Annotated in this window: 17 protein-coding genes; 3 read left to right on the plus strand and 14 right to left on the minus strand. The window is 60.7% G+C overall.

Annotated elements, in window-relative coordinates; all coding sequences use genetic code 11:
- Positions 1 to 116 precede the first annotated feature (116 nt).
- From gatA to O9Z63_RS19775, 3 genes are read right to left on the minus strand one after another with little or no spacing between them, the layout of a single operon-like run.
- On the minus strand, positions 117 to 1,553 hold the full coding sequence (gene gatA / locus O9Z63_RS19765; protein WP_270127135.1) for an Asp-tRNA(Asn)/Glu-tRNA(Gln) amidotransferase subunit GatA: 1,437 nt from the start codon (positions 1,551 to 1,553) through the stop codon (positions 117 to 119).
- Positions 1,554 to 1,567: 14 nt separating this feature from the next.
- Entirely contained in the window at positions 1,568 to 2,005 is a 438-nt protein-coding gene (locus O9Z63_RS21130) for a Sec-independent protein translocase subunit TatA/TatB (RefSeq protein WP_333490327.1), read from the minus strand.
- Positions 2,006 to 2,017: 12 nt separating this feature from the next.
- Complete coding sequence (locus tag O9Z63_RS19775; RefSeq protein WP_270127138.1) at positions 2,018 to 2,272, minus strand: Sec-independent protein translocase subunit TatA/TatB; 255 nt, start codon at positions 2,270 to 2,272, stop codon at positions 2,018 to 2,020.
- A gap of 321 nt (positions 2,273 to 2,593) precedes the next feature.
- On the opposite strand from O9Z63_RS19775, the gene O9Z63_RS19780 reads away from it, so the two are divergent.
- Complete coding sequence (locus tag O9Z63_RS19780) at positions 2,594 to 3,568, plus strand: GAF domain-containing DNA-binding protein (RefSeq protein ID WP_270127139.1); 975 nt, start codon at positions 2,594 to 2,596, stop codon at positions 3,566 to 3,568.
- 271 nt (positions 3,569 to 3,839) lie between these two features.
- Here O9Z63_RS19780 and O9Z63_RS19785 read toward each other — a convergent pair whose 3' ends face one another.
- The 7 genes from O9Z63_RS19785 to O9Z63_RS19815 form a co-directional block, all read right to left on the minus strand.
- Positions 3,840 to 5,237 carry a murein hydrolase activator EnvC family protein gene (locus tag O9Z63_RS19785; protein ID WP_270127141.1) on the minus strand — a complete coding sequence of 466 codons (1,398 nt, stop codon included), beginning with the start codon at positions 5,235 to 5,237 and terminating at the stop codon, positions 3,840 to 3,842.
- A complete protein-coding gene (locus tag O9Z63_RS19790) occupies positions 5,221 to 5,991 on the minus strand; it encodes a DUF4292 domain-containing protein (protein WP_270127142.1) in 771 nt (256 codons plus the stop codon). Before O9Z63_RS19790 ends, O9Z63_RS19785 begins: the two co-directional genes overlap by 17 nt.
- Positions 5,984 to 7,801 carry a tetratricopeptide repeat protein gene (locus O9Z63_RS19795; protein WP_270127144.1) on the minus strand — a complete coding sequence of 606 codons (1,818 nt, stop codon included), beginning with the start codon at positions 7,799 to 7,801 and terminating at the stop codon, positions 5,984 to 5,986. Before O9Z63_RS19795 ends, O9Z63_RS19790 begins: the two co-directional genes overlap by 8 nt.
- 114 nt (positions 7,802 to 7,915) lie before the next feature.
- Positions 7,916 to 8,926: a sugar nucleotidyltransferase gene (locus O9Z63_RS19800; protein ID WP_270127145.1), complete on the minus strand. Its 1,011-nt coding sequence runs from the start codon at positions 8,924 to 8,926 to the stop codon at positions 7,916 to 7,918.
- A 99-nt stretch (positions 8,927 to 9,025) separates the two neighbouring features.
- Positions 9,026 to 9,460: a dUTP diphosphatase gene (gene dut, locus O9Z63_RS19805; protein WP_270127147.1), complete on the minus strand. Its 435-nt coding sequence runs from the start codon at positions 9,458 to 9,460 to the stop codon at positions 9,026 to 9,028.
- Positions 9,461 to 9,545: 85 nt separating this feature from the next.
- Complete coding sequence (locus O9Z63_RS19810; protein WP_270127148.1) at positions 9,546 to 11,048, minus strand: oligosaccharide flippase family protein; 1,503 nt, start codon at positions 11,046 to 11,048, stop codon at positions 9,546 to 9,548.
- Positions 11,049 to 11,183: 135 nt separating this feature from the next.
- A complete protein-coding gene (locus O9Z63_RS19815; RefSeq protein ID WP_270127149.1) occupies positions 11,184 to 11,975 on the minus strand; it encodes an enoyl-CoA hydratase/isomerase family protein in 792 nt (263 codons plus the stop codon).
- Between the two features lie 243 nt (positions 11,976 to 12,218).
- Here O9Z63_RS19815 and mscL point away from each other — a divergent pair, with 243 nt between their 5' ends.
- Positions 12,219 to 12,641 (plus strand): large conductance mechanosensitive channel protein MscL, encoded by a 423-nt coding sequence (mscL, locus tag O9Z63_RS19820; RefSeq protein ID WP_270127150.1) that lies wholly within the window; start codon positions 12,219 to 12,221, stop codon positions 12,639 to 12,641.
- A 246-nt stretch (positions 12,642 to 12,887) separates the two neighbouring features.
- A complete protein-coding gene (locus O9Z63_RS19825; RefSeq protein WP_270127151.1) occupies positions 12,888 to 13,349 on the plus strand; it encodes a hypothetical protein in 462 nt (153 codons plus the stop codon).
- Between the two features lie 343 nt (positions 13,350 to 13,692).
- On the opposite strand, the gene O9Z63_RS19830 is transcribed toward O9Z63_RS19825, so the two are convergent.
- From O9Z63_RS19830 to O9Z63_RS19845, 4 genes are all read right to left on the minus strand, one after another.
- The gene (locus tag O9Z63_RS19830; RefSeq protein WP_270127152.1) at positions 13,693 to 14,157 is read right to left on the minus strand and encodes a hypothetical protein; all 465 of its coding nucleotides are present in this window, start codon (positions 14,155 to 14,157) and stop codon (positions 13,693 to 13,695) included.
- A 366-nt stretch (positions 14,158 to 14,523) separates the two neighbouring features.
- Positions 14,524 to 17,637, minus strand: coding sequence for a translation initiation factor IF-2 (gene infB, locus O9Z63_RS19835; protein ID WP_270127153.1), 3,114 nt, complete (start codon positions 17,635 to 17,637; stop codon positions 14,524 to 14,526).
- A 130-nt stretch (positions 17,638 to 17,767) separates the two neighbouring features.
- On the minus strand, positions 17,768 to 19,063 hold the full coding sequence (gene nusA / locus O9Z63_RS19840) for a transcription termination factor NusA (protein WP_270127155.1): 1,296 nt from the start codon (positions 19,061 to 19,063) through the stop codon (positions 17,768 to 17,770).
- A gap of 101 nt (positions 19,064 to 19,164) precedes the next feature.
- Positions 19,165 to 19,635, minus strand: a complete 471-nt coding sequence (locus O9Z63_RS19845) for a ribosome maturation factor RimP (protein ID WP_270127156.1) — start codon at positions 19,633 to 19,635, stop codon at positions 19,165 to 19,167.
- Between the last annotated feature and the right edge of the window lie 287 nt (positions 19,636 to 19,922).

Here is a 19,922-nt window from a genome sequence, read left to right on the forward strand (position 1 = left end):
CCTGATTCAAATCGGGTTAAATATACTGCCTGCAAGTGCAACTTCCCGGCAAAAGCAAAAAACGACGGGGTGCGCAGCGGCACCTCGTCGTTTTTGCTTGCAAGCGCCGCGCTGGGTTAAGCGGGCGTCAGGGTTTCAGTCAAGGACTTGGCAAAGGCCAGCAGATGCTCTTCGCGGAACGCGCCGCTTATCACCTGCAGGCCGATGGGCAGCCCGGCCGAGTCGTTGCCGGCCGGGATGGAAACGGCCGGTACGCCAGCCAGCGAGGCCTGCACCGTGAAAATATCGGCCAGGTACATGGCCAGCGTGTCCTTGTTCACTTCCCCGATGCGGAAGGCCGTAGTGGGGGCCGTAGGCAGCACCAGGAAATCGTATTGGCGCAGCAGCTCATCGGTTTTGTCTTTGATGAGGCGGCGCACCTGCTGGGCTTTGGTGTAGTAGGCGTCGTAGTAGTCAGCCGACAGCACAAAAGTGCCGAGCAGAATCCGGCGCTGCACCTCGGGCCCGAAGCCCTGAGAGCGGGTCTTTTTGTACAGCGAAGCCAGATCGGTGGCGTCAGGGGCCCGGTAACCATACTTCACGCCATCGAAGCGGCTCAGGTTGGAGCTGGCTTCGGCGGTGGTCAGGATGTAGTAGGTGGGCACCATGTAGTCGAGGTAGGGGAAATCCACCGCGTCTACTACGTGGCCCTGGCCGCGCAGCTCGTCGAGCGTGTGCTCCAGCGCTTCTTTGATTTCGGCATTGAGACCTGGGCGCTCCACGGCATCCCGGATGTAGCCGATGCGGTAGTGCGGCGCGGGCTCCAGCAGCTGGCTGTAGGCCGGCACGTCGCGCTGGCTCACGGTGCTGTCGAAGGTGTCGGCGCCGGCCATCACCTCCAGCAGCACGGCGGCATCTTCCACCGAGCGGGTGAGGGTGCCGATCTGGTCGAAGGAAGAGGCGTACGCCACCAGCCCGTAGCGTGAAATACGCGAATATGTAGGCTTGAAGCCCACAATCCCGCAAAACGCCGCTGGCTGCCGCACCGAGCCGCCGGTATCAGAGCCGATGGATGCCAGGCAGAAATCGGCCTGCACCGCCACGGCCGAGCCGCCGGAAGAGCCGCCTGATACCCGCTCTTCGTCCAGGGCATTGCGCACCGGGCCGAAGTATGAGGTTTCGTTGGAGGCGCCCATGGCAAACTCGTCGCAGTTCTGTCGACCGATGAAGATGGCGTCTTCATCGAGCAGCCGCTGCACCGCCGAGGCCGTGAACAGCGACTTGAACCCGTCGAGGATGTGGCTGCTGCTTTGCAGAGCATGGTCTTTGTAGGCCAGCACGTCCTTCAGGCCAATCACCATGCCGGCCAGCTTGCCGGCCGTACCGGCGGCCAGCTTGGCGTCTACGGCGTCGGCTTGGGCGCGGGCCTCGTCGGGCCATACTTCCAGAAAAGCATTCAAGCGGCTGTTGTGCCGCTCGATGTTATCCAGGTAATACTCCACGAGCTGACGGCAGGTGGTGGTACCTGCCGTCAGCTCGCTGCGAACTTCCGTGAGAGAATGAAAGCGTCTCAAATTCAAGGAATCAATTAGGACATTTGGTCAAGACGGGGGCGCTCGGCGGGAGCGGCTACCGGAGGCGTAATGCCGCCATCCATTGGCGGAGCAACCGGGGGCACGTAGGCAGCCGGAGCAGCTTCGGGGGCAGCGTAAGCCGCATCAGGCAGGGCCTGGTGGCCGGGCTGCTCTACAGGGTGCTGCACAACTGGCTGAGGTGCTACCGGAGCGGCATAGTTCGGGTTGAACTGCTGCTGGTAGGGCTGCTGCGGCTGCTGCTGGTTGCCGGCGTTTTCAAACTCGCTGCGGATTTCCTGCGAAGCATCCTTGAACTCACGGATGCCCTTGCCCAGGCCACGTGCCAACTCCGGAATCTTGTTGGCACCGAAGAAAATCAGGATAACGACGAGAACGAGCATCATCTCGCCGCCGCCTATGCCTTCCAGAAAAAGAAAAAGGGGAGTATGCATGAGCTGAAAGAATTAAGCCTGCGGCTGGTTAGGATTGGTGGTAGGGTTGATGGGCGCGTTGGGGTTGATAGGAGCCCCGGGCGCGGCCGGCCGGTCGCGGTACTCCGGCTGCGGCTCCTTGGAGGCCGCCTTGAACTCGCGGATGCCCTGGCCCATACCCCGGAACATCTCGGGAATGCGCTTGGCGCCAAAGAACAACACCAGAATCAGAACGATGAACAGTATGGTGCGCGGCGCAATGGCCAAAATCAAAAGGGAAAGGAGCATAAACAAGACCCTGAGGGTACGGTTTGGAGTGGAAAGCCTAGGTACGCATACGGAGCTGCGTCAGGATTGGTAAAGGTACCCCATAATTTTAAAAAAAGTGCCCGCTGGCTGTACATGGCACCTGAGCCCGACAGGCAATCCGGCCGGCCGTAAACTTCGTACGCAACTTACTGGTTTGTCGAGGCCAACGCCATGTTGGCCGAGTATTATCCTGTTTCTGGCGTGCAAAATTGACGGTTTGTCGTTACTTGCGGTTCTACTATCCTCAGGCTTTCTATACTAAGTACTTCACGTGTTGGCGTACGTTTTTCCTTTCAGTCTATGCAAAAGATTAACACGACCACTCCGGTTTCTACCAAGCTTAAAAGGGGAGAAGCGGCAACAGTGTCTCCGGCATTGTGGGAAGAGGACCGGGTTGAGGCCTTGCGCAGCTACTATATTCTGGACACTCCGCCCGAGGAAGCCTTCAATAACCTAGTGCGGCTGGCTGCATACATATGCGGGACACCCATTTCGCTGGTGTCGCTGATTGACTCCAAGCGGCAATGGATCAAGGCCCGAACCGGGCCCCTCGACATCATTGATGCGCCCCGCGACGTCTCGTTTTGCCAGCATGCTATGATGGCCGAGGACGTGCTGGAAATCCGGGACCCGCACCTGAATCCGCTATACAAAGACTACCCTGCCGTGGCCAATGACCCGGGCGTGCGCTTCTACGCAGGCGCCCCGCTCACCACGCCGGACGGCATGCCGCTGGGCACCATCTGCACCATCGACACGGAACCCCGCACGCTTACCGAGCAGCAGCGGGACGCCCTGCGCATTCTGGCCAAGGAGGTGATGTCGCACTTGGAGCTGCGGCGGGCGCGGCAGCAGCTGGAGCTGGAGCAGCAGAAGATGGACGGCCTGCTGCGCATGGCCAACGACAATGCGCAGTCGATGTTTGTGAGCAGCCGGCACGAAATCTTCGTCAAGCAGGACCACAAGCTGGTGCGGGTGCATACCGACGATATCCGGTACGTAGAGGCGTTGGGCGACTACGTCAATATCTACACTTCGCGGGAGCGGTACACCGTGTACAGCACCATGAAGGAGCTGGAAGCCAAGCTGCCGGTTCGCGAGTTTGCCCGCATCCACCGCAAGTACATTGTATGCCTCGACCGTATCACGGCCATCGAAGGCGACGCCGTGCAGATTGATACCGGCCGCAGCCAGGACCGCTCGCCGATTCCGGCTCTTATCCCCATTGGCAACTCCTACAAAGCCGTTTTGCTAAGCCGACTGAACCTGATATAATGTTCCGGCAGCGCAGGAAATTTGCCAGATAGTAGTTCGGCGGGAAAAATCCGGTCTTCACCGAATAAAATACACTGCTTGACTACCATCCGTCTATATTTCGGAATGTTATCGGGGTGTGAGTCGGTGGCCAGCGCACCTTTCCGGGGTGTCTGTATCCTTCGCCATACTGATAGCTAAGTTTGTTTTCATAGCTCAGAAAGACACCGCACATTGTACGGTGTCTTTTTTTGTCTGTACCGCTAAAGGCGCGAGGAAATGCAGGAGCCTGCTAATGGCGGCCGAGCCAGTTTTCCGGGTTGAGGTTGGAGCTGTTGCGCCACACCTGAAACTGCACCTCCGAGGTGCCCTCGGAGCTGGTGTACACCGTGCCGATCTGCTGGCGCATCTTCACGGTCTGGCCCTCACTTACGCTCACGCCGCGCAGCTTGGCGTACACCGTGAAGTACTCGCCGTGCTGGATCATGACGATGTTGTTCATGCCCGGCACGCTGGCTACGGTCAGGACCTTGCCGTCGAAAATGGCCCGCACCGGCTCGCCGGCGCTGGTCTGGATATCCACGCCGCGGTTTTCCACCACCACGTTCTTCAGCACCGGGTGGTTGTGGCGGCCAAACCGCTGCGAGATGAACCCCTTGGCCACTGGCCACAGCAGACTGCCCCGGTTATCGGCAAACGACGACGACAGAACCGCCGTTTCGGGCGTGAGCGTTACCCGGTCGGTGCGAACGGCGGCGGCGGGCTCGGCCGGCTCGGAGTAGGTGCGGCCAGCTCCTTCGGGGGCGGTGCGACCGGGCGCGGCGGCGGTGGCCCGCTCGGCCCGCTCGCGGGCGGCGGCGCGGGCCGCAGCTTTGGCGGCGGCCACCCGGGCGGCGCGGGCTATTTCCTCGCGCACGCGCTCGGCAATCAGGTTATCGAGGCGGCCGATGGCGCGCTGGCGGTCGGCCAGCTCCTGGCGCAGGCCCTGTTCCTGCTGGCTGAGCTTAGTCACGACCTGGTCTTGCTGGGTTTTCAGCGTGACGAGGTTGTTCTTTTCGGCTACCTGGGTGTTGAGCAGCTGGCCTTTTTCCTGCTTTTTCACCTGCAGGCCCGTGAGCTGCTGGGTGAGGCGCTGCTGGGTGCCCGTAATCTGGGCAGCCTGGGCCTGGCGCACTTCGGCATACTGCCGGATGTAGCGCAGCCGCAGCATGAACTGGTTGAACGACTCGGCCGCAAACAGAAACATCAGCCGGTTATAGCTATTGGCCGTTTTCGAGCCGGCATAAATAAGCTTGGCGTATTCGGCCTTGAGCTGCTGCAGGCTCTGCTGGGTTTGCTGCACCTGGGTCTGGGTCTGCACCACGTCGGTTTCGATGTAGCGCAGCTCCGACGAGATGTTGCGGATGACGCCCTGCTGCACCGTCAGCTTTTCCTTGAGGGCGTTGAGCTGGCCCAGCGAGGCCTGCTTCTGGCGCTGGGTCTGCTCCAGGATGCGGCTGGCTTCCTGAATCCGGCGCAGCGTGTTGCGCCGCTCGCGCTCCAGCTGGGCTTTTGATTTCTGGGCCGGGCGCTTTCTGGACGACGCGCTCCGCTGCGCCAGCACGCGGCTGGCGGGCACCAAACCCAGCGGAGCCAGCTGGCTCAGCAGCAACAGGGCCGCCGCCAGCCAGCGCTTACTTCTTACGGGCATAGCCTTTCGGAATCGAAAACGGAAACTGCAGCCGCTCCTTGTCGACATCGACGGTGCGGTAGCTGATGGTGGCGGCCGTGGGCTTGGTGGTACCCTGCTGCAGCTGCAGCTGCGTGGTGTAGGCAAACGACTGCGGCGTGCGCTCCACCACCCGGAAATCGGTGTAGTCGACTGTCACCTTGTTCTGCGTAGCCGGGTCGTTCACAGTGAGCTGCTGCACCCGGGCCTTGCCCAGCTCAATGAGCTGCTGCACCAGCAGGCCGGCCTGCTCGTAGCTGACGCGCTGCACCGAGCCATCGGTCTGCACGGTGGGCTCGGTGGCGGGGTTGAGGGGCGGCAGGTAGTTGCCGAGCAGCAGGGCCTGCACCATCTCGAAGTTGACGGGCACGTTCAAGCGCTGGCTCAGGTAAGCGAAGTCGCCGGCGTAATACTCGCGGTGCAGCTTGTCGAGCACCTGCACCGAGTCGCGGGTGATGTAGGCGCGCACGCCCTCAAATCCAATTAGCGACGCCGAAATCCAGATAACGCTGTCTTTGCGGATGCGCACGTTGATGTTGGCCGCCTGCTGATTGCCCTGCATATCAAACTGGGCCTTGCCTTTCGCCGACAGAAAGCGGAAGTCGACGTTCATGGCACGCACCGCCTCGGGCATGGGGCGGTTGCTGGCCTTCGACTTGGTGGGGATGGCTTTCTTCTGGCAGCCGCCCAGTACGGCAGCGGCCAGAAACAGGCCAAGGGCAATGCGTTTACTCATACAATTTCCTGTCTTTGATTTTGCGGTCAATCAGCGAAGATGCGCCGCCGATCTGCTTGGCCCGCTGCCATTCGGCGTAGGCTTTGTCTTTGTCGCCAAGCTGGTAGAGCACGTCGCCGTAGTGTTCGATGACGGTGGCGTCTTTGCTGGTGAGCAGCGCTTTTTCCAGGTACTGGCGGGCGCCGGCGTAGTCTTTCTGCTTGTAGAGCACCCAGGCGTAGGTGTCGAGGTATGTGTCGTTGTCGGGGAACTGCTTCACCAGCTTGCCCGACATCTCCTTGGCGCGGTCCAGCTTCTCGCCCCGCATCGACAGAAAGTAGCTGTAGTTGTTGAGCGCCTGCGCATTGTTGGCATCGAAGGTCAGCGCCGCCTCGTAGGCCGCGTCGGACTTGCTGTACTCCTTCAGTTCGTGGTAGGCGTCGCCGAGCTGGGTGTCGAACTGGGCCAGCAGCTCGGGGTTGTCGGTGGCCAGCTTGCGGCCGTATTCCAGCGCTTTCACGCCTTTGGCCGGCTGCTTGGCCAGGATGTAGCCCACGCCGTTGTAGAACCACAGCGGCGCCTGGTTCGGGAACAACTCCAGCGCCTTCTCGGAGTGCCGTAGCAGCGAGTCGGTCTGGTTGAGCTCGGCATCGATGAGCACTACCTGCTGCCAGATCTGGTAGCGGGAGTTGTCGAGCCGGATGGCCTGCAGATAGGTGTTGCGGGCCTGCTCCTTGCGGTTGGTCAGGGTCTGGATGTCGCCGGCCACGGAGTAGGCCTTGGCCTCCTTGGGGTGCACGCGCACCGTAATGGCGGCCAGGTCCAGCGCCGTTTGCTCGATTTTGGGGTTGGGCAGCTGCTTGATGTAGTCGACCAGCACCCGCACCTTGTCGTCGATGTCGAGGCCTGGGCTTTCAAACGCCCGCTTGATCTGCTTTTCCGACTCGGTGGTATTGCCCTGCTGCCGGTACACGTCGGCCAGAATCATGCGGGCCTGCGGGTTTTCGGGGTCGGTGCGTAGGGCCTGCTCGGCTACGCGCACGGCATCGGGCAGGCGGTTGTTGGCAGCGTACATTTCGGCCTGGGCCAGCACGTACCGGATTTCGTCGGGGTTGGCCGCAATCAGCACCTCGCCCTCTTTCAGGGCTTTGTCGAGGTTGTTCTGCTTGAGGTAAATCTGCTGCTTCTTGAACGACACCTCATCCAGCGGCCCGAACTGCTTTTCGGCCCGTTCCAGCGTGGCCAGGGCGTCGTCGAGCTTGCCCTGGGCCAGGTACAGGTCGGCTAAGTTGAACAGGTAGTAGCCGGAATCCGGCACGTCCTGAATCAGCTGGGCATAGACCTTGGTGGCCTGGTCGTACTGCTTCTGCGAGGCGTAGGCCTGAGCCAGCAGCAGGTAGTAGTAGGCATTTTTGGGGTCGAGCCGGACGGCAGCCTGCGCGAAGTTGGTGGCATCCTTGAGGTTGCCGCTGAGCAGATTGGTTTCGGCTATTTTGTAGCTGATGGCCGCGTTGGTCGGGTTGAGGGCGTAGGCCTTTAGCAACCGTTCCAGGGCCTTGTTGTAGTCTTCGAGCAGCACGTATTTCACGCCATCCACGAAGAACGCCTCGCTCATCTCCCGGTCGCGCTCCGTTAGCTGGCGCTGGCGGCCGGCGGCGTCCAGCTCGGCCCGGCGCGCCAGCTCCTTCCGCTCTTTGCGGGTAAGCTTGCGCGGCTTGAGCTGGTCGGCCGGAGCCGGGGCAGCAGACGCAGGACGCTGCTGTGCCTGCCCCTCGGAGGGCAGATACAGCAGCGCCAGCAACAGAAATAAAGAAGAGAAGACGCTACGCATGCAGGCAGAAGCGCGGAACAAGTCCGCCAATCAGGAGAAACGGATGAAGATCAAGGTACCCAAAACGGCGGAATAGCCCCGGGCTTCTGCGTAACGTAAGCGGCTACGAAATTATCATACCCGCAGCGTATTGTAGTCGCCCAGGCTCAGGTCGTCGGGCGTGCCCGTGACGGTGGCGTGGTTGCCGATCATGGAGTTGGCCACGTTGGCGTGCAGCACTGTAGCCGACGTCTGCACGATGGAGTTCGACACCACCGACGCGCGCACGTTGGAATGGTTGCCCAGCGACACGTGCGGCCCCACCACCGAGTCGGTGATGATAACGCCTTCGCCCACGTACACTGGTGGAATCAATACGGAGTTGGTGACCTTGGCAGATTCCGCAACCAGGTTTTCGCCGCGCTCCTGCAGGTACTCCAAGTAGCGCTGGTTGGTGAAGACGGTGGCGTCCTTGTTGCCGCAGTCCAGCCACTCGGTCACGCGGCCGGGCACAAATGTGGTGCCCTTGTTCTTCATGTTTTCGAGGGCATTGGTGAGCTGGTACTCGCCCTTGTCCTTGATGTCGTTGTCGAGCAGGTACTGCAGCTCGCTGCGCAGGTACTCGCCGTCCTGGAAGTAATAGATGCCGATAATGGCGAGGTCGGACACAAACTCCTGGGGCTTCTCTACGAAGTCGGTAATCTGGCCCTGCTCATTGAGCTTCACTACGCCAAACGGCTTGGGGTCTTCTACTTTCTGCACCCAGATGGTGCCAGGTACGCTGGAATCAAGCGTGAAATCAGCCTTGAACAGGGTATCGGCGAAGGCTACTACCACCGGGCCGGTCAGGGCGCTTTGGGCGCACAGGATGGCGTGGGCGGTGCCCAGCGGCTCGTCCTGGTAATGGATGGTGCCTTTCGCGCCTACCGACTCAGCAATCTGCACCAGGCTCTTCTCGGTTTCAGCCCCGAAACGCCCGATGATGAAGGCCACTTCCTGCACCGGCTCGCCGCACACTTTGGCAATGTCCTCCACCAGCCGCTGTACAATTGGCTTGCCCGCAATCGGGATAAGCGGCTTGGGAACGGTAAGGGTGTGCGGGCGCATACGCTTGCCCATGCCGGCCATCGGAACGATAATTCTCATGTCTGAAAGTGTTTCGGGTTGCTTATGAAGAGTAAGGGGTAATAAGCCGGTACGCAAATGGCGCAGGAAAGTAGCGCGCCAGCGGCAGGCCTGGGGGATTTATTGCACGCCGGTGCTGCCGTAGCCGCCGGCACCGCGCGCCGTTTCGCTCAGCGTTTCGGCGGGCTGCCACTCAATCACCTCATGGCGGGCCACCACCAGCTGCGCGATACGCTCGCCATCCTGCACCACAAAGTCGGTATCGGAGAGGTTTACCAGCAGCACCTTCAGCTCGCCGCGGTAGTCGGCATCAATGGTGCCGGGGCTGTTCACGATGCCGATACCATGCTTGTAGGCCAGGCCGCTGCGGGGGCGCACCTGCATTTCGTAGCCCACCGGAATTTCCATGAACAGGCCCGTGGGGATAAGGGCGCGCTGCAAGGGCTTCAGCACCACGGGCTCGTCCAGGTTGGCCCGCACGTCGAGGCCGGCGGCGTAGGCCGTCTGGTACTCGGGCAGTGGGTGTCTGGAACGGTTGATGACGGGTAGTTGCATGCCGCAAAGATAGATTTCTGTGGTAGTTGTTGGTTTTTAGTTGTCAGCTGGCAGTCCTTCCTGTTGATTTCTGACAACTGACAACTCATTTCCCCAACACCCGCTGGGGTTTCTCGATGAGTACAATCAGGCCCACGAAGCCGGCGCACAGGGCTAGGTGCCAGCCCTGGCGCAGCCAGTAGCCGCTCACGGGCACAAACCAGCCCAGCGCCACCACGCCCGAGGCCAGCGCCAGCCAACCCAGCAGCCGGGCCACCGGGTAAGGCACCGGGAAGTGCCGCTCGCCCAGCCACCAGCACACGGCCGCCATCATAAAGTAGCAGGCCAGCGTGGCAATGGCCGAGCCCATGTAGCCCAGCACCGGAATCAGCAGGAAGTTGAGGGCAATGGTGAGCACCGCCCCGGCCGCCCCGATGTAGGTGCCGATGTAGGTTTTGTCGGTGAGCTTAAACCACACCGACAGGTTCCAGTAGACGCCCAGAAACAGGTTGGCCAGCAGCAGCACCGGCACCACGGCAATACCCTCGCGGTATTCGGCGCGCTTCAGAAACTGCTCCCCCAGGATTTCCAGGTTCAGACTCACGCCCACAAAAATGACGGCGCAGCACAGCGTAAACCACTTCAGCACCATAGCAAACGTGGCCGGCGAGTTTTTTTCAGAACTCTGCGAAAAGAAGAACGGCTCGGCCGCGTAACGGAACGCCTGAATGACGAGCTGCATAAAAATACTCAGCTTGTAGCAGGCCCCGTAGATGCCCACCGCCGTGAGGCTACTCTTGCCGGGGTAGAAGCCTTCGGGCAGCCACGAGGGCAGCATGATGCGGTCCAGCGTTTCGTTCACCATTCCGGCCATACCCATCAGCATGATGGGGTAGGCGTAGGTGAGCAACGGCCGCAGCGGCGCCACACTCAGCCGGAACCGCAGCTGCAGCAGCTCCGGCGCCAGCAGCAGCAGCGTGAAGGCGCTGGCCGCTAGGTTAGCCAGAAACACATAGCCCACGCCAATGCTGGGGTCGTAGAGGCGGGCCACCAGCGGCTGCAGCGCCGTCAGGTATTTGCCAGCCAGGATATCGGGGCAGGCTACGATGAAGAACATGTTCAGCGCCACGTTCAGCACGATGCTGGCCATGCGGATGCTGGCAAAGCGCCGCGCCTGGTTGCGCAGACGCAACTGCGCAAACGGAATGGCCGCCACGGCATCGAGGCCCAGCACCAGCGCCAGCCACAGCACGTACCGCTCGTGGCCGGCCGGCAGCCCCAGCAGCTGCAGCAATGCCTCTGCCTGCCAGGCCAGCAACCCCGACAGTACCACGCTGCTCACCAGCAGCAAGCTTAGCACCCGGTTGTAGAGCTCCTGGCGGTCGGCGCCGGCGCGGTTGGCAAACCGGAAAAACGTGGTTTCCAGCCCGTAGGTAAACACCACGTTCAGAAACGACACGTAGGCGTACAGCCCCGTCACGATGCCGTAGTCGGCGGCCGCAAACCGCGCCGTGTACACCGGTACCAGCAAATAGGTGAGCACCCGGCCCACAATGCTGCTGATGCCGTACACGGCCGTCTGGGAGGCCAGTTTCTTCGCTACACTCATTTAAAGAAGTGGTAAACCGCTGCCAAAAGAACGTCATTCCGAGCGGAGCGAGGAATCTCGCTAGTGTGGTGATTATACTACACTAGCGAGATTCCTCGCTCCGCTCGGAATGACGTACCAATCAACCTTCGGATTCTAATTGCCTTTGAACGCGGCCGGCCGTTTTTCCAGGAATGCCTGGGTGCCCTCTTTGAAGTCGTTGGACGCAAAGCACTGCCCGAAGGCGTTGGCTTCTACCTGGTAGCCGTGGCGCGTATCCGAGTACAGCGCATTCACGCTGTCGATGCACAGGCCGAGGGCCAAGGGCGCTTTCGTCAGGATGCGGCTCAGCAGAGTCCGCGTAAAGGTCAGCAGTTCGGCGGCGGGCACCACGTGGTTCACGAGGCCCAGGCGCAGGGCCTCGTCAGCCTTCACCATGTCGGCGGTCAGCAGTAGCTCCAGAGCCTTGCCTTTGCCGATGAGCTGGGCCAGCCGCTGGGTGCCGCCGTAGCCTGGAATCAGGCCCAGGTTCACTTCCGGCTGCCCGAAGCGCGCCGTGTCGGAGGCAATGCGCATGTGGCAGGCCATGGCCAGCTCGCAGCCGCCACCCAGCGCAAACCCGTTCACGGCCGCAATAACCGGTTTGGAGCTTTCCTCAATCATGCAGAACACTTCCTGGCCCTGCTCGGAGGCCCGGCGGGCCAGCGCCTCGCTCGGAATGGCAGCCAGCTCGGCAATGTCGGCGCCGGCCACGAAGGCTTTGTCGCCGCTGCCGGTCAGGATGATGCCCCGCACGGCCTTGTCGTTGAGGGCCTGCTGCATGGCCTGCCCGATTTCCGTAATCGTGGCGGCGTTGAGGGCGTTGAGCTTGGTGGGGCGGTTGAGCGTGATGGTCTGGATGCCGGTTTCAGCGTCGAGCTCAACCAGCAGATTTTCGAAAGAAGCCATGAAGGAAAGGGTAGGTGGGGCCGCAGATGATGCCCAAAGATAGCGCAAAACCGCATCCGTATTTGAACGCTTCGGCGTGGCAGTGCCCCGGTTCACCGCTTGTTGACCACTGTCCGGCTAAACCTCGTCACCCTGGGCAAACCGGCCTTCTACCTTTGAGAAAAGTCCGCAGGAGGTTAGATCGTAAAAATCTTATATTGCCTGCGGTATTCTCTCGTTTTCTCCACCAAATCCTTCTTAATCATGGGCTTCGTCTCAGAATTCAAAGAATTTATTTCCAAGGGCAACGTGCTCGATCTGGCAGTGGGTGTGATTATCGGCGGGGCGTTCGGCAAGATCGTCACCTCGCTGACGGATGATATCCTGATGCCCGTGCTCAGCATCCTGACCGGCGGTATGGATTTCAAGGATTGGTTTCTGGCCCTCGACGGCACCACCTATAAAACGCTGGAAGACGCCAAAAAAGCAGGTGCTGCCACCATCAACTACGGCCTGTTTCTGAACGCCGTTATCACCTTCCTGCTGATGGCCTTTGCCATTTTCTGGATTGTGAAGCTGGCTAACCGCTTCAAAAAGCCGCAGGAGGTAATCGTGGCCGAGCCCGGCCCAACGAAAGACCAAGCGCTGCTGATGGAAATCCGCGACGCGCTGCGCACCCGCAGCTAGCATCTAGGCTTGCCGCACCTCGTCACTACGTCTTTGCAAAGCCGGCCTTTGCCCTCCACCACGGCAGGGCAGAGGCCGGTTTTTTTGGGCGGGCGCGGGGCAGAGCCGCATTACTGGCCATCGGGCCGGTAAGTTTCCCGGAATTTGAACTAACTTCCCTGCCGGCCCGTTGCCGCGCTGATGGCTCCGCAGCTGACAGCTAGCGTATTACGGCCCTTTCCTTTGGATTTTCTTCTGCTTCAGCGCATGAAAAAACTTATTGCCACCTCGCTGCTGGCATCTGCCGCTTTGCTCAGCAAGCCCGCCGCCGCGCAGGCACCCCGCTCCGTTATTGCCCCCGATGCGCCCGGCCGCCAGCCCAACGAGCAGGTGCAGCGCAAAGGCAAGCGCAAAGCTTCGGACACCGACATTGCCAACATGCAGCGCCGCATGAACATGAACCCGGACGACGCCAAGCGCGACCAGCAGGTAGAGCTGCTGGAGGCCCGCGCTGGCGGCGGCTCCGCCAACACCAGCTTCGGCCGCGCCTCCGGGCCCGCCCGCCAGTATGAGAAGGGCGCCGGCGGCTTCACGGTACGTAAGTTCAAAGCCGGCAAGCACACCCGCAATGCCATGATGAAGAAAGGGCAGGGACGCCCGGCGCCCGGCATCGACCCCAAAGGCAAGCCGCTGACACACAAGAAGAAAAAGAAATTTCTGTTTTTCTAAGCCGCCGCAAGGCCATAGCTGGCAGATAGATACCACACAAAAAAGCCCCGTCGCAAAGCGTCGGGGCTTTTTGCATCTTTAGCTGTTTCGAGACCACCGTTCGCTCCCGATGCAGCCAAAGAAGAACTAAGTATTGGGCCTGCCCGCTACGAAAGCTGGCGTTTGGCGGGGTCCCAGCCGGGGCCGGGCAGGGCCGGTGTGCTAGCCTCGCGGCTTCCGTTCAGCGACAGGTAGCACACGGGCACTGGCATGAATGTGTGGCGTCTGGCAACAGGTGCTAGTGAGTAGGAGGGGGCAGGCATAGCGCGACAAATAAAGAGGTGAAACAAAACAGCAGAAGCCACTACAGCTTAGCCAACGCATTCAGGTCAATAGTGCGGGCGACTTGCTTCACGAAATCTGTGTTGTTCTGCCCGTCCGATTCCACGGCCACAAAAAAACGGTCGCCTACGCCCAGGGCTACGCTGGCTTTGCGCTCTTTCTTCTGCAGCGTCTCCCACCCCCGGATGTTGCCCACCCCCAGGTCGAAGCTCCGCATGAGTTGCGCATCATCTTCCTGCGCAAAGCCCGCCGATAGCATGGCCGTAGTGCCGGCGTACAGGGCGTTAGCGCCGTTGTAGTCTACCAGCCGCACCTTCAGGCGCTGGCTACCGTGGCGGTAGTGCCGCTCGCAGGTGGAATAGTTGATGCCATGCAGGCTGACGGATTCGCCCTTCGGCTCGCCCACTGCCTCGAAGCTGGCTAACCTAGCCGGTAGGTAACGCGCCAGCTCTTGATACGGCAGCGAGGTGGTATCGCCGTGGGCCATGCGGGCGGCGTGTTGCCGCTGTTGCCTTCTTATCGCCGCTCCCACGTGGCGGGCGGCCCGAATGCTACTGCTGGCGGTAGTGTAGCGGCTGCGTGCCTCTTGTAGCTGCCCACAGGCGGCCAATAACCCTAATTCGGCGCAGACCAGAAGAAGTCCTAAACGGTTCATGGCGGGTAGGGTATAGGGGAGCAGGATCGGGGCTGTCTGCTGACTGATCTTAGGTGCAATTCAATCTATTTATGATGCTAAAATAGTTTCCTCTGCAGGTGAGATCAATAGCATGATGATGTGACGTGTTACCAGATACAAACGAAAAGGCCCCTACTGCACGCAGTAGGGGCCTTTTCATTGAAATCGGGAGGCTGCTTACAGCGTCCGTTTCACTTCCTGTTCTTCGAAGCCTTCGATGTTGTCACCTTCCTGGAGGTCATCGAAATTCTTAAGCGAGATACCGCACTCGTAGCCCTGGCGTACTTCCGACACATCGTCTTTGTAGCGCTTAAGGTCTTTGATTTCGCCCGAGTACACCACAATGCCGTTGCGAACAAGCCGCACTTTGGTTTTGCGGGTGAAAGTACCGTCCGTCACCATGCAGCCACCAATGGCGCCCACTTTGGTGATGTTGAATACCTGGCGAATCTCGGCGTTGGCTACCACTACATCTTTCACCGTCGGGGCCAGCATGCCTTCCATGGCATCCTTCACCTCGTTGATGGCGTTGTAGATGATCGAGTAGAGGCGGATGTCGATCTGCTCCTGCTCGGCCAGCTTGCGGGCGCTCTGCGACGGCCGCACCTGGAAACCGATGATGATTGCGTCGGAGGCCGAAGCCAGCAACACGTCGGATTCCGAGATGGCACCCACGCTCTTGCTGAGGATGTTCACGGCCACTTCTGGCGTGCTCAGCTTCAGTAGCGAGTCGGCCAGTGCTTCCACCGAGCCATCCACGTCGCCTTTCACAATCACATTCAGCTCCTTGAACGAACCGATAGCCAGACGGCGACCAATCTCGTCGAGGGTGATATGCTTCTTAGTGCGCATGCTCTGCTCGCGGGCCAGCTGCTGACGCTGGGTGGCCAGCTCGCGGGCTTCGCGCTCAGTTTCCATCACCTGGATCTTGTCGCCGGCCTGTGGGGCCCCGGTCAGACCAAGTACCTGCACCGGAGTAGCCGGGCCGGCGGTTTTCATTTTCTTACCGCGGTGGTCGGTCATGGCCTTCACGCGGCCGAAGTGCGGACCAGCCAGCACGATGTCGCCCACTTTCATGGTGCCCGTCTGTACCAGGATGGTAGTTACGTAGCCCCGGCCCTTGTCGAGCGAAGCTTCAATAACGGCACCCACGGCGTTGCGGTCCGGGTTGGCTTTCAGTTCCAGAATCTCGGCTTCCAGCAGGACTTTCTCCAGCAGGTCGTCGATGCCCAGACCGGTTTTGGCCGATACTTCCTGGCTCTGGTACTTACCGCCCCATTCTTCCACCAGTACGTTGATCACCGACAGCTCCTCACGGACTTTGTCGGGGTTAGCGCCAGGCTTATCGATTTTGTTGAGGGCAATTACAATCGGAACACCAGCGGCTTGCGCGTGGTTGATGGCCTCTTTGGTTTGTGGCATCACCGAGTCGTCGGCAGCTACCACAATGATGGCAATGTCCGTAATCTTGGCACCACGGGCACGCATGGCCGTAAAGGCTTCGTGACCCGGCGTATCCAGGAAGGTTACGCGCTTGCCCGACTTGGTCATTACATCGTAGGCGCCGATGTGCTGCGTGATACCGCCGGCTTCGCCTTTGGCCACGCTGGCGTTGCGGATGTAGTCAAGCAGCGAGGTCTTGCCGTGGTCGACGTGGCCCATGATGGTCACAATCGGAGCGCGCGGCTGCAGATCCTCTTCGTTGTCGGTGATTTCCACCACCGTGTCCTCTTCCTCAGCCGACAGGAATTCCACGTCGTAGCCGAACTCATCGGCAATAACGGTAATGGCTTCGGCGTCGAGGCGCTGGTTGATGGACACGAACATGCCCATGTTCAGGCAGACCTTGATAATCTCGTTCACCGACACGTCCATCAGCGACGCCAGGTCGTTGGCGGAAATGAACTCGGTTACTTTGAGGGTTTTGGCGTCCAGCTCGTTTTGCGCGCGCTGGGCCTCGCGGTCCTCGGCTACACCAGCCCGCTTGTCGCGGCGGTACTTAGCACGGTTGTTATTGTTGCCACCACGGCCGCCGCTGAGCTTGGCCAGCGTAGCCTTGATCTGCTCCTGAATCTGCTTGTCGTTCTGCTCGGGCGTGAGCGGAACGGTTGGCTGCGTGCGCTGGCCGGGGCCACCGGGGCGCTGACCTGGGCCGCCGGGGCGTTGGCCGGGGCCACCACCGGGGCGCTGGCCGGGGCCACCTGCCGGGCGGTTGCCCTGGTAGCCACCGCTACCTTGCTGGGTGCCCTGGTTAGCCGAGCCCGGCTGGGTAGCACCTCCCGGGCCAGGCAGACGCTGGCGCTTCTTCTTGTCAGCAGCCAGGCCGCTTTTGCGCACGTCGGAGGACGCCACGGGGCGGGCACCGCGCCCACCACGCCGCGACGAATCGAGCGGTAGTTCAATCTTGCCCAATACCGTCAGGCCTTTCAGCTGGTCGGCTTTGGCTACAATGGTGCCGGCCGGCTCCTCTGCAGGAGCAGTAGGCTCCGCAGGCGCTGCCGCGGCAGGTGCCGGAGTAGCCGCTACTGGAGCAGGAGCTGCCGGAGCAGGCTGTGGGGCTGGAGTAGGAGCGGGGGCTGCAGCCGGAGCTTCAGCAACCGGAGCCTTAGCGGGCTCGGGTGCTACTGGGGCTGGCGCAGGCGCCGCTGCTACCGGAGTAGGCGCCGGGGCAGGGGTTTCAACAGGTTTGGGGGCCGGAGCAGGAGCTGGGGCTGCCACCGGAGCGGCCGGGGCCGGCTTGGTTTCAGCAACCGGAGCTTCAACTGGCTTGGGGGCCGAAGCCGCAACAGGGGCCGGTGGCGTAGCGGCGGCCACCGGGGCTGCAGGAGCAGCGGGGCGGGGCGCCATGGGCCGGCCTTTGGCATCCAGCTCCAGCTTGCCCAGCACTTTGAGGCCGGGCACCTTGGGCGCTTCCTCAGTAGGCTGTGGGGCTGGGGCGGCGGCCACTACGGGCGCAGCAACCGGAGCCGCTGCCACCGGAGCGGGGGCAGGAGCTTCTACGGGCTTGGGAGCCGGGGCTTTCGGGGCAGCGGGCTCAGCCGGACGGGCATGGGCAGCCGCTTCCAGCTCGCTTTGGCGCTTGGCCTGGCTGAGCTTAGCGGCCTCCAGCTTGTCCTGGGCTGAAGACGCAAATTCCTTGTCCAGCAACGCTACCTGCTCGGGAGTGAGCTTGGTTGTGGGCTTGTTTTCTACCGGAAATCCCTTTTTCGTTAGTGTTTCCACTATCGTGGACATGCCAACGTTCAGGTCTTTGGCTGCCTGACTAAGCCGTTTGGTTGCTGCTTCCGCCATTCTATGCTCGCGAACGATACTCTTATCTTGGTGCAAAGGTACTATATTAAATGGTGCCAGCCGGTGTTACGGTGTTAAAGCAGGCCGGCTGGCCCGATTTAACGCCTTTGCCGGGCCGAAGCCCGCGCGCTCATTGCGCGTTGTCGCTGGCAGTGGAGGTTTCTGCTTCGTCGGTGCTCTCTTCTTCGCCTTCAAATTCGTTGCGGATGACGCGGAAAACGTCTTCTACAGTTTCCTCTTCCAGCTCCGTGCGGCGCACGATGTCTTCTTTGCTTACGGCCAATACGGCGCGCCCGGTGTCGAGGCCAATTTTCTTGAGCTCGTCGATGATCCAGGCTTCGAGCTCATCCGAGAATTCATCGAGGGCAATGTCTTCTTCGTAGTCGCCGGCATCCCGGAACACGTCGATTTCCATGCCCACCAGCCGCGAGGCCAGCTTGATGTTGGCGCCGCCCCGGCCGATGGCCAGTGAAACCTGGTCGGGCTTCAAGAACACCGAAACCCGGCCGGTTTGTTCGTTTATTTTCATCGACGTGAGCTTGGCCGGCGACAGGGCCCGCGCAATGTAGAGCTCCAGGTTGTCGGTGTAGTTGATGACGTCGATGTTCTCGTTTTCCAGCTCACGCACTACGGCGTGAATCCGGGAGCCTTTCATGCCTACGCAGGCACCTACCGGGTCGATACGGTCGTCGTAGCTTTCTACGGCTACTTTGGCCCGCTCGCCGGGCTCGCGCACGATGTTTTTGATGGTGATCAGGCCATCATAAATCTCGGGCACCTCCTGCTCGAACAACCGCTCGAGGAAAGCAGGCGCCGCGCGCGACAGGATGATTTTGGGCGTGCCGTTGATGATTTCCACCTTGTGCACCACTGCCCGTACGGAGTCGCCCTTGCGGTAGCGGTCCTTCGGGATCTGCTCGCCTTTGGGCAGCACCAGCTCGTTTTCGTCTTTGTCGAGGATGAGGGCCTCGCGGCTCCATACCTGATAGACTTCGCCAGCGATGATTTCACCCACCTGGTCTTTGTAGGTCTGATAGAGGTGGTCGCGCTCCAGGTCCTTCACGCGCTGAATCAGCGTCTGGCGGGCCATGAGCACGGCGCGGCGGCCGAAGTCTTCCAGCTTCACCTCTTCCGTCACCTGCTCGCCTACTTCGAAGTCGGGCTCGATTTTCTGCGCCTCAGCCAGCGGAATTTTGTCGTGGTCCCAGATATCCTCCGAGTCATCGTCCACGATTTCGCGGTTGCGGTAGATTTCCAGGTCGCCCTTGTCCACGTTGAGAATGACGTCGAAGTTGGCGTCATCGGTGTACTTTTTGCGAATCATGGTCCGGAACACGTCTTCGAGGATGCTCATCATCGTGGGACGGTCGATGTTTTTGCTCCGGGCGAATTCGGCAAACGATTCAATCAGGACGTTGCTGTTCATCTGATTTAAACTGTTGAATTGTTGAATTGCTGCAGAAAAGGTGGCTGGCTTTCTTTTACGAAAAAAGACAACGGCTGGTCTGACAAGCTATTAAGTCCGTGTTACTTAAACGAAATGACGATCCGCGCTTCCGCAATGCTGGCAAACGGCACGAGTGCGGCGGGCAGCGTTTTGGTTTTGCTTTTCTCCTTAATCACCTCGGCCAGCTGCAGCCCTTCGGCCTCAATGGCTTCCAGGGTACCGGTTTTTTCGGTGCCGTCGGCCAGCTTCAGGCTGAAGGTGCGGCCCACGTGCCGGGTGTACTGGCGCGGGTCGGTGAGGGGCTGGTCGGCACCGGGGGAGGTGACTTCCAGCGAGTAGGCAGCATCTTCGCCGTAGGCTTCGTCGATGCGCTTAGCCAGCCGGCGGCTCACTTTGGCGCACTCGTCTATGCCCAGGCCCTGCTCACTATCGAGCGTGACGGTGATTTTGGGCCGGATGGCGTCGGATACGCTCAGGTCTACCACGAACAGGTCGAAACCGGTAAGGCTATCCTGGAGCATCTCGTCGATGCGGTGTTGATCGAAATTCATCGGGTCTTGAACCGGGTGATAAAAGAAAGAGGGGACGCTACGTCCCCTCTTCACAATCAGAATACTGCGCAAATATACTAGGATTAACCGCCGAAAGCAAGTAGGGGCTAGGTGATGGGGGTGATGGGGTGATGAGGTGACAAAGGAAGAACGTCATTCCGAGCGGAGCGAGGAATCTCGCCTGCGGGCTAATCCGGGTCGTCCCAACTCAGCACGCGAGATTCCTCGCTCCGCTCGGAATGACGTTCTTCCTTTGTCACCTGTCACCTGTCACGATTCACCCCATA

It is taken from the genome of Hymenobacter yonginensis (assembly GCF_027625995.1).
In the GTDB taxonomy this organism is placed as follows: domain Bacteria; phylum Bacteroidota; class Bacteroidia; order Cytophagales; family Hymenobacteraceae; genus Hymenobacter; species Hymenobacter yonginensis.

Coding starts and splice junctions, on each gene's coding strand:
- O9Z63_RS19785 (WP_270127141.1), bottom strand. CDS start 5,237: ATGCCCGTAAGAAGTAAGCGCTGGCTGGCGGCGGCCCTGTTGCTGCTG.
- O9Z63_RS19800 (WP_270127145.1), bottom strand. CDS start 8,926: ATGAGAATTATCGTTCCGATGGCCGGCATGGGCAAGCGTATGCGCCCG.
- infB (WP_270127153.1), bottom strand. CDS start 17,637: ATGGCGGAAGCAGCAACCAAACGGCTTAGTCAGGCAGCCAAAGACCTG.
- nusA (WP_270127155.1), bottom strand. CDS start 19,063: ATGAACAGCAACGTCCTGATTGAATCGTTTGCCGAATTCGCCCGGAGC.
- O9Z63_RS19825 (WP_270127151.1), top strand. CDS start 12,888: ATGAAAAAACTTATTGCCACCTCGCTGCTGGCATCTGCCGCTTTGCTC.
- O9Z63_RS19790 (WP_270127142.1), bottom strand. CDS start 5,991: ATGAGTAAACGCATTGCCCTTGGCCTGTTTCTGGCCGCTGCCGTACTG.
- dut (WP_270127147.1), bottom strand. CDS start 9,460: ATGCAACTACCCGTCATCAACCGTTCCAGACACCCACTGCCCGAGTAC.
- O9Z63_RS19830 (WP_270127152.1), bottom strand. CDS start 14,157: ATGGCCCACGGCGATACCACCTCGCTGCCGTATCAAGAGCTGGCGCGT.
- O9Z63_RS19780 (WP_270127139.1), top strand. CDS start 2,594: ATGCAAAAGATTAACACGACCACTCCGGTTTCTACCAAGCTTAAAAGG.
- O9Z63_RS19795 (WP_270127144.1), bottom strand. CDS start 7,801: ATGCGTAGCGTCTTCTCTTCTTTATTTCTGTTGCTGGCGCTGCTGTAT.
- O9Z63_RS19775 (WP_270127138.1), bottom strand. CDS start 2,272: ATGCTCCTTTCCCTTTTGATTTTGGCCATTGCGCCGCGCACCATACTG.
- O9Z63_RS21130 (WP_333490327.1), bottom strand. CDS start 2,005: ATGCATACTCCCCTTTTTCTTTTTCTGGAAGGCATAGGCGGCGGCGAG.
- O9Z63_RS19815 (WP_270127149.1), bottom strand. CDS start 11,975: ATGGCTTCTTTCGAAAATCTGCTGGTTGAGCTCGACGCTGAAACCGGC.
- O9Z63_RS19845 (WP_270127156.1), bottom strand. CDS start 19,635: ATGAATTTCGATCAACACCGCATCGACGAGATGCTCCAGGATAGCCTT.
- O9Z63_RS19810 (WP_270127148.1), bottom strand. CDS start 11,048: ATGAGTGTAGCGAAGAAACTGGCCTCCCAGACGGCCGTGTACGGCATC.
- mscL (WP_270127150.1), top strand. CDS start 12,219: ATGGGCTTCGTCTCAGAATTCAAAGAATTTATTTCCAAGGGCAACGTG.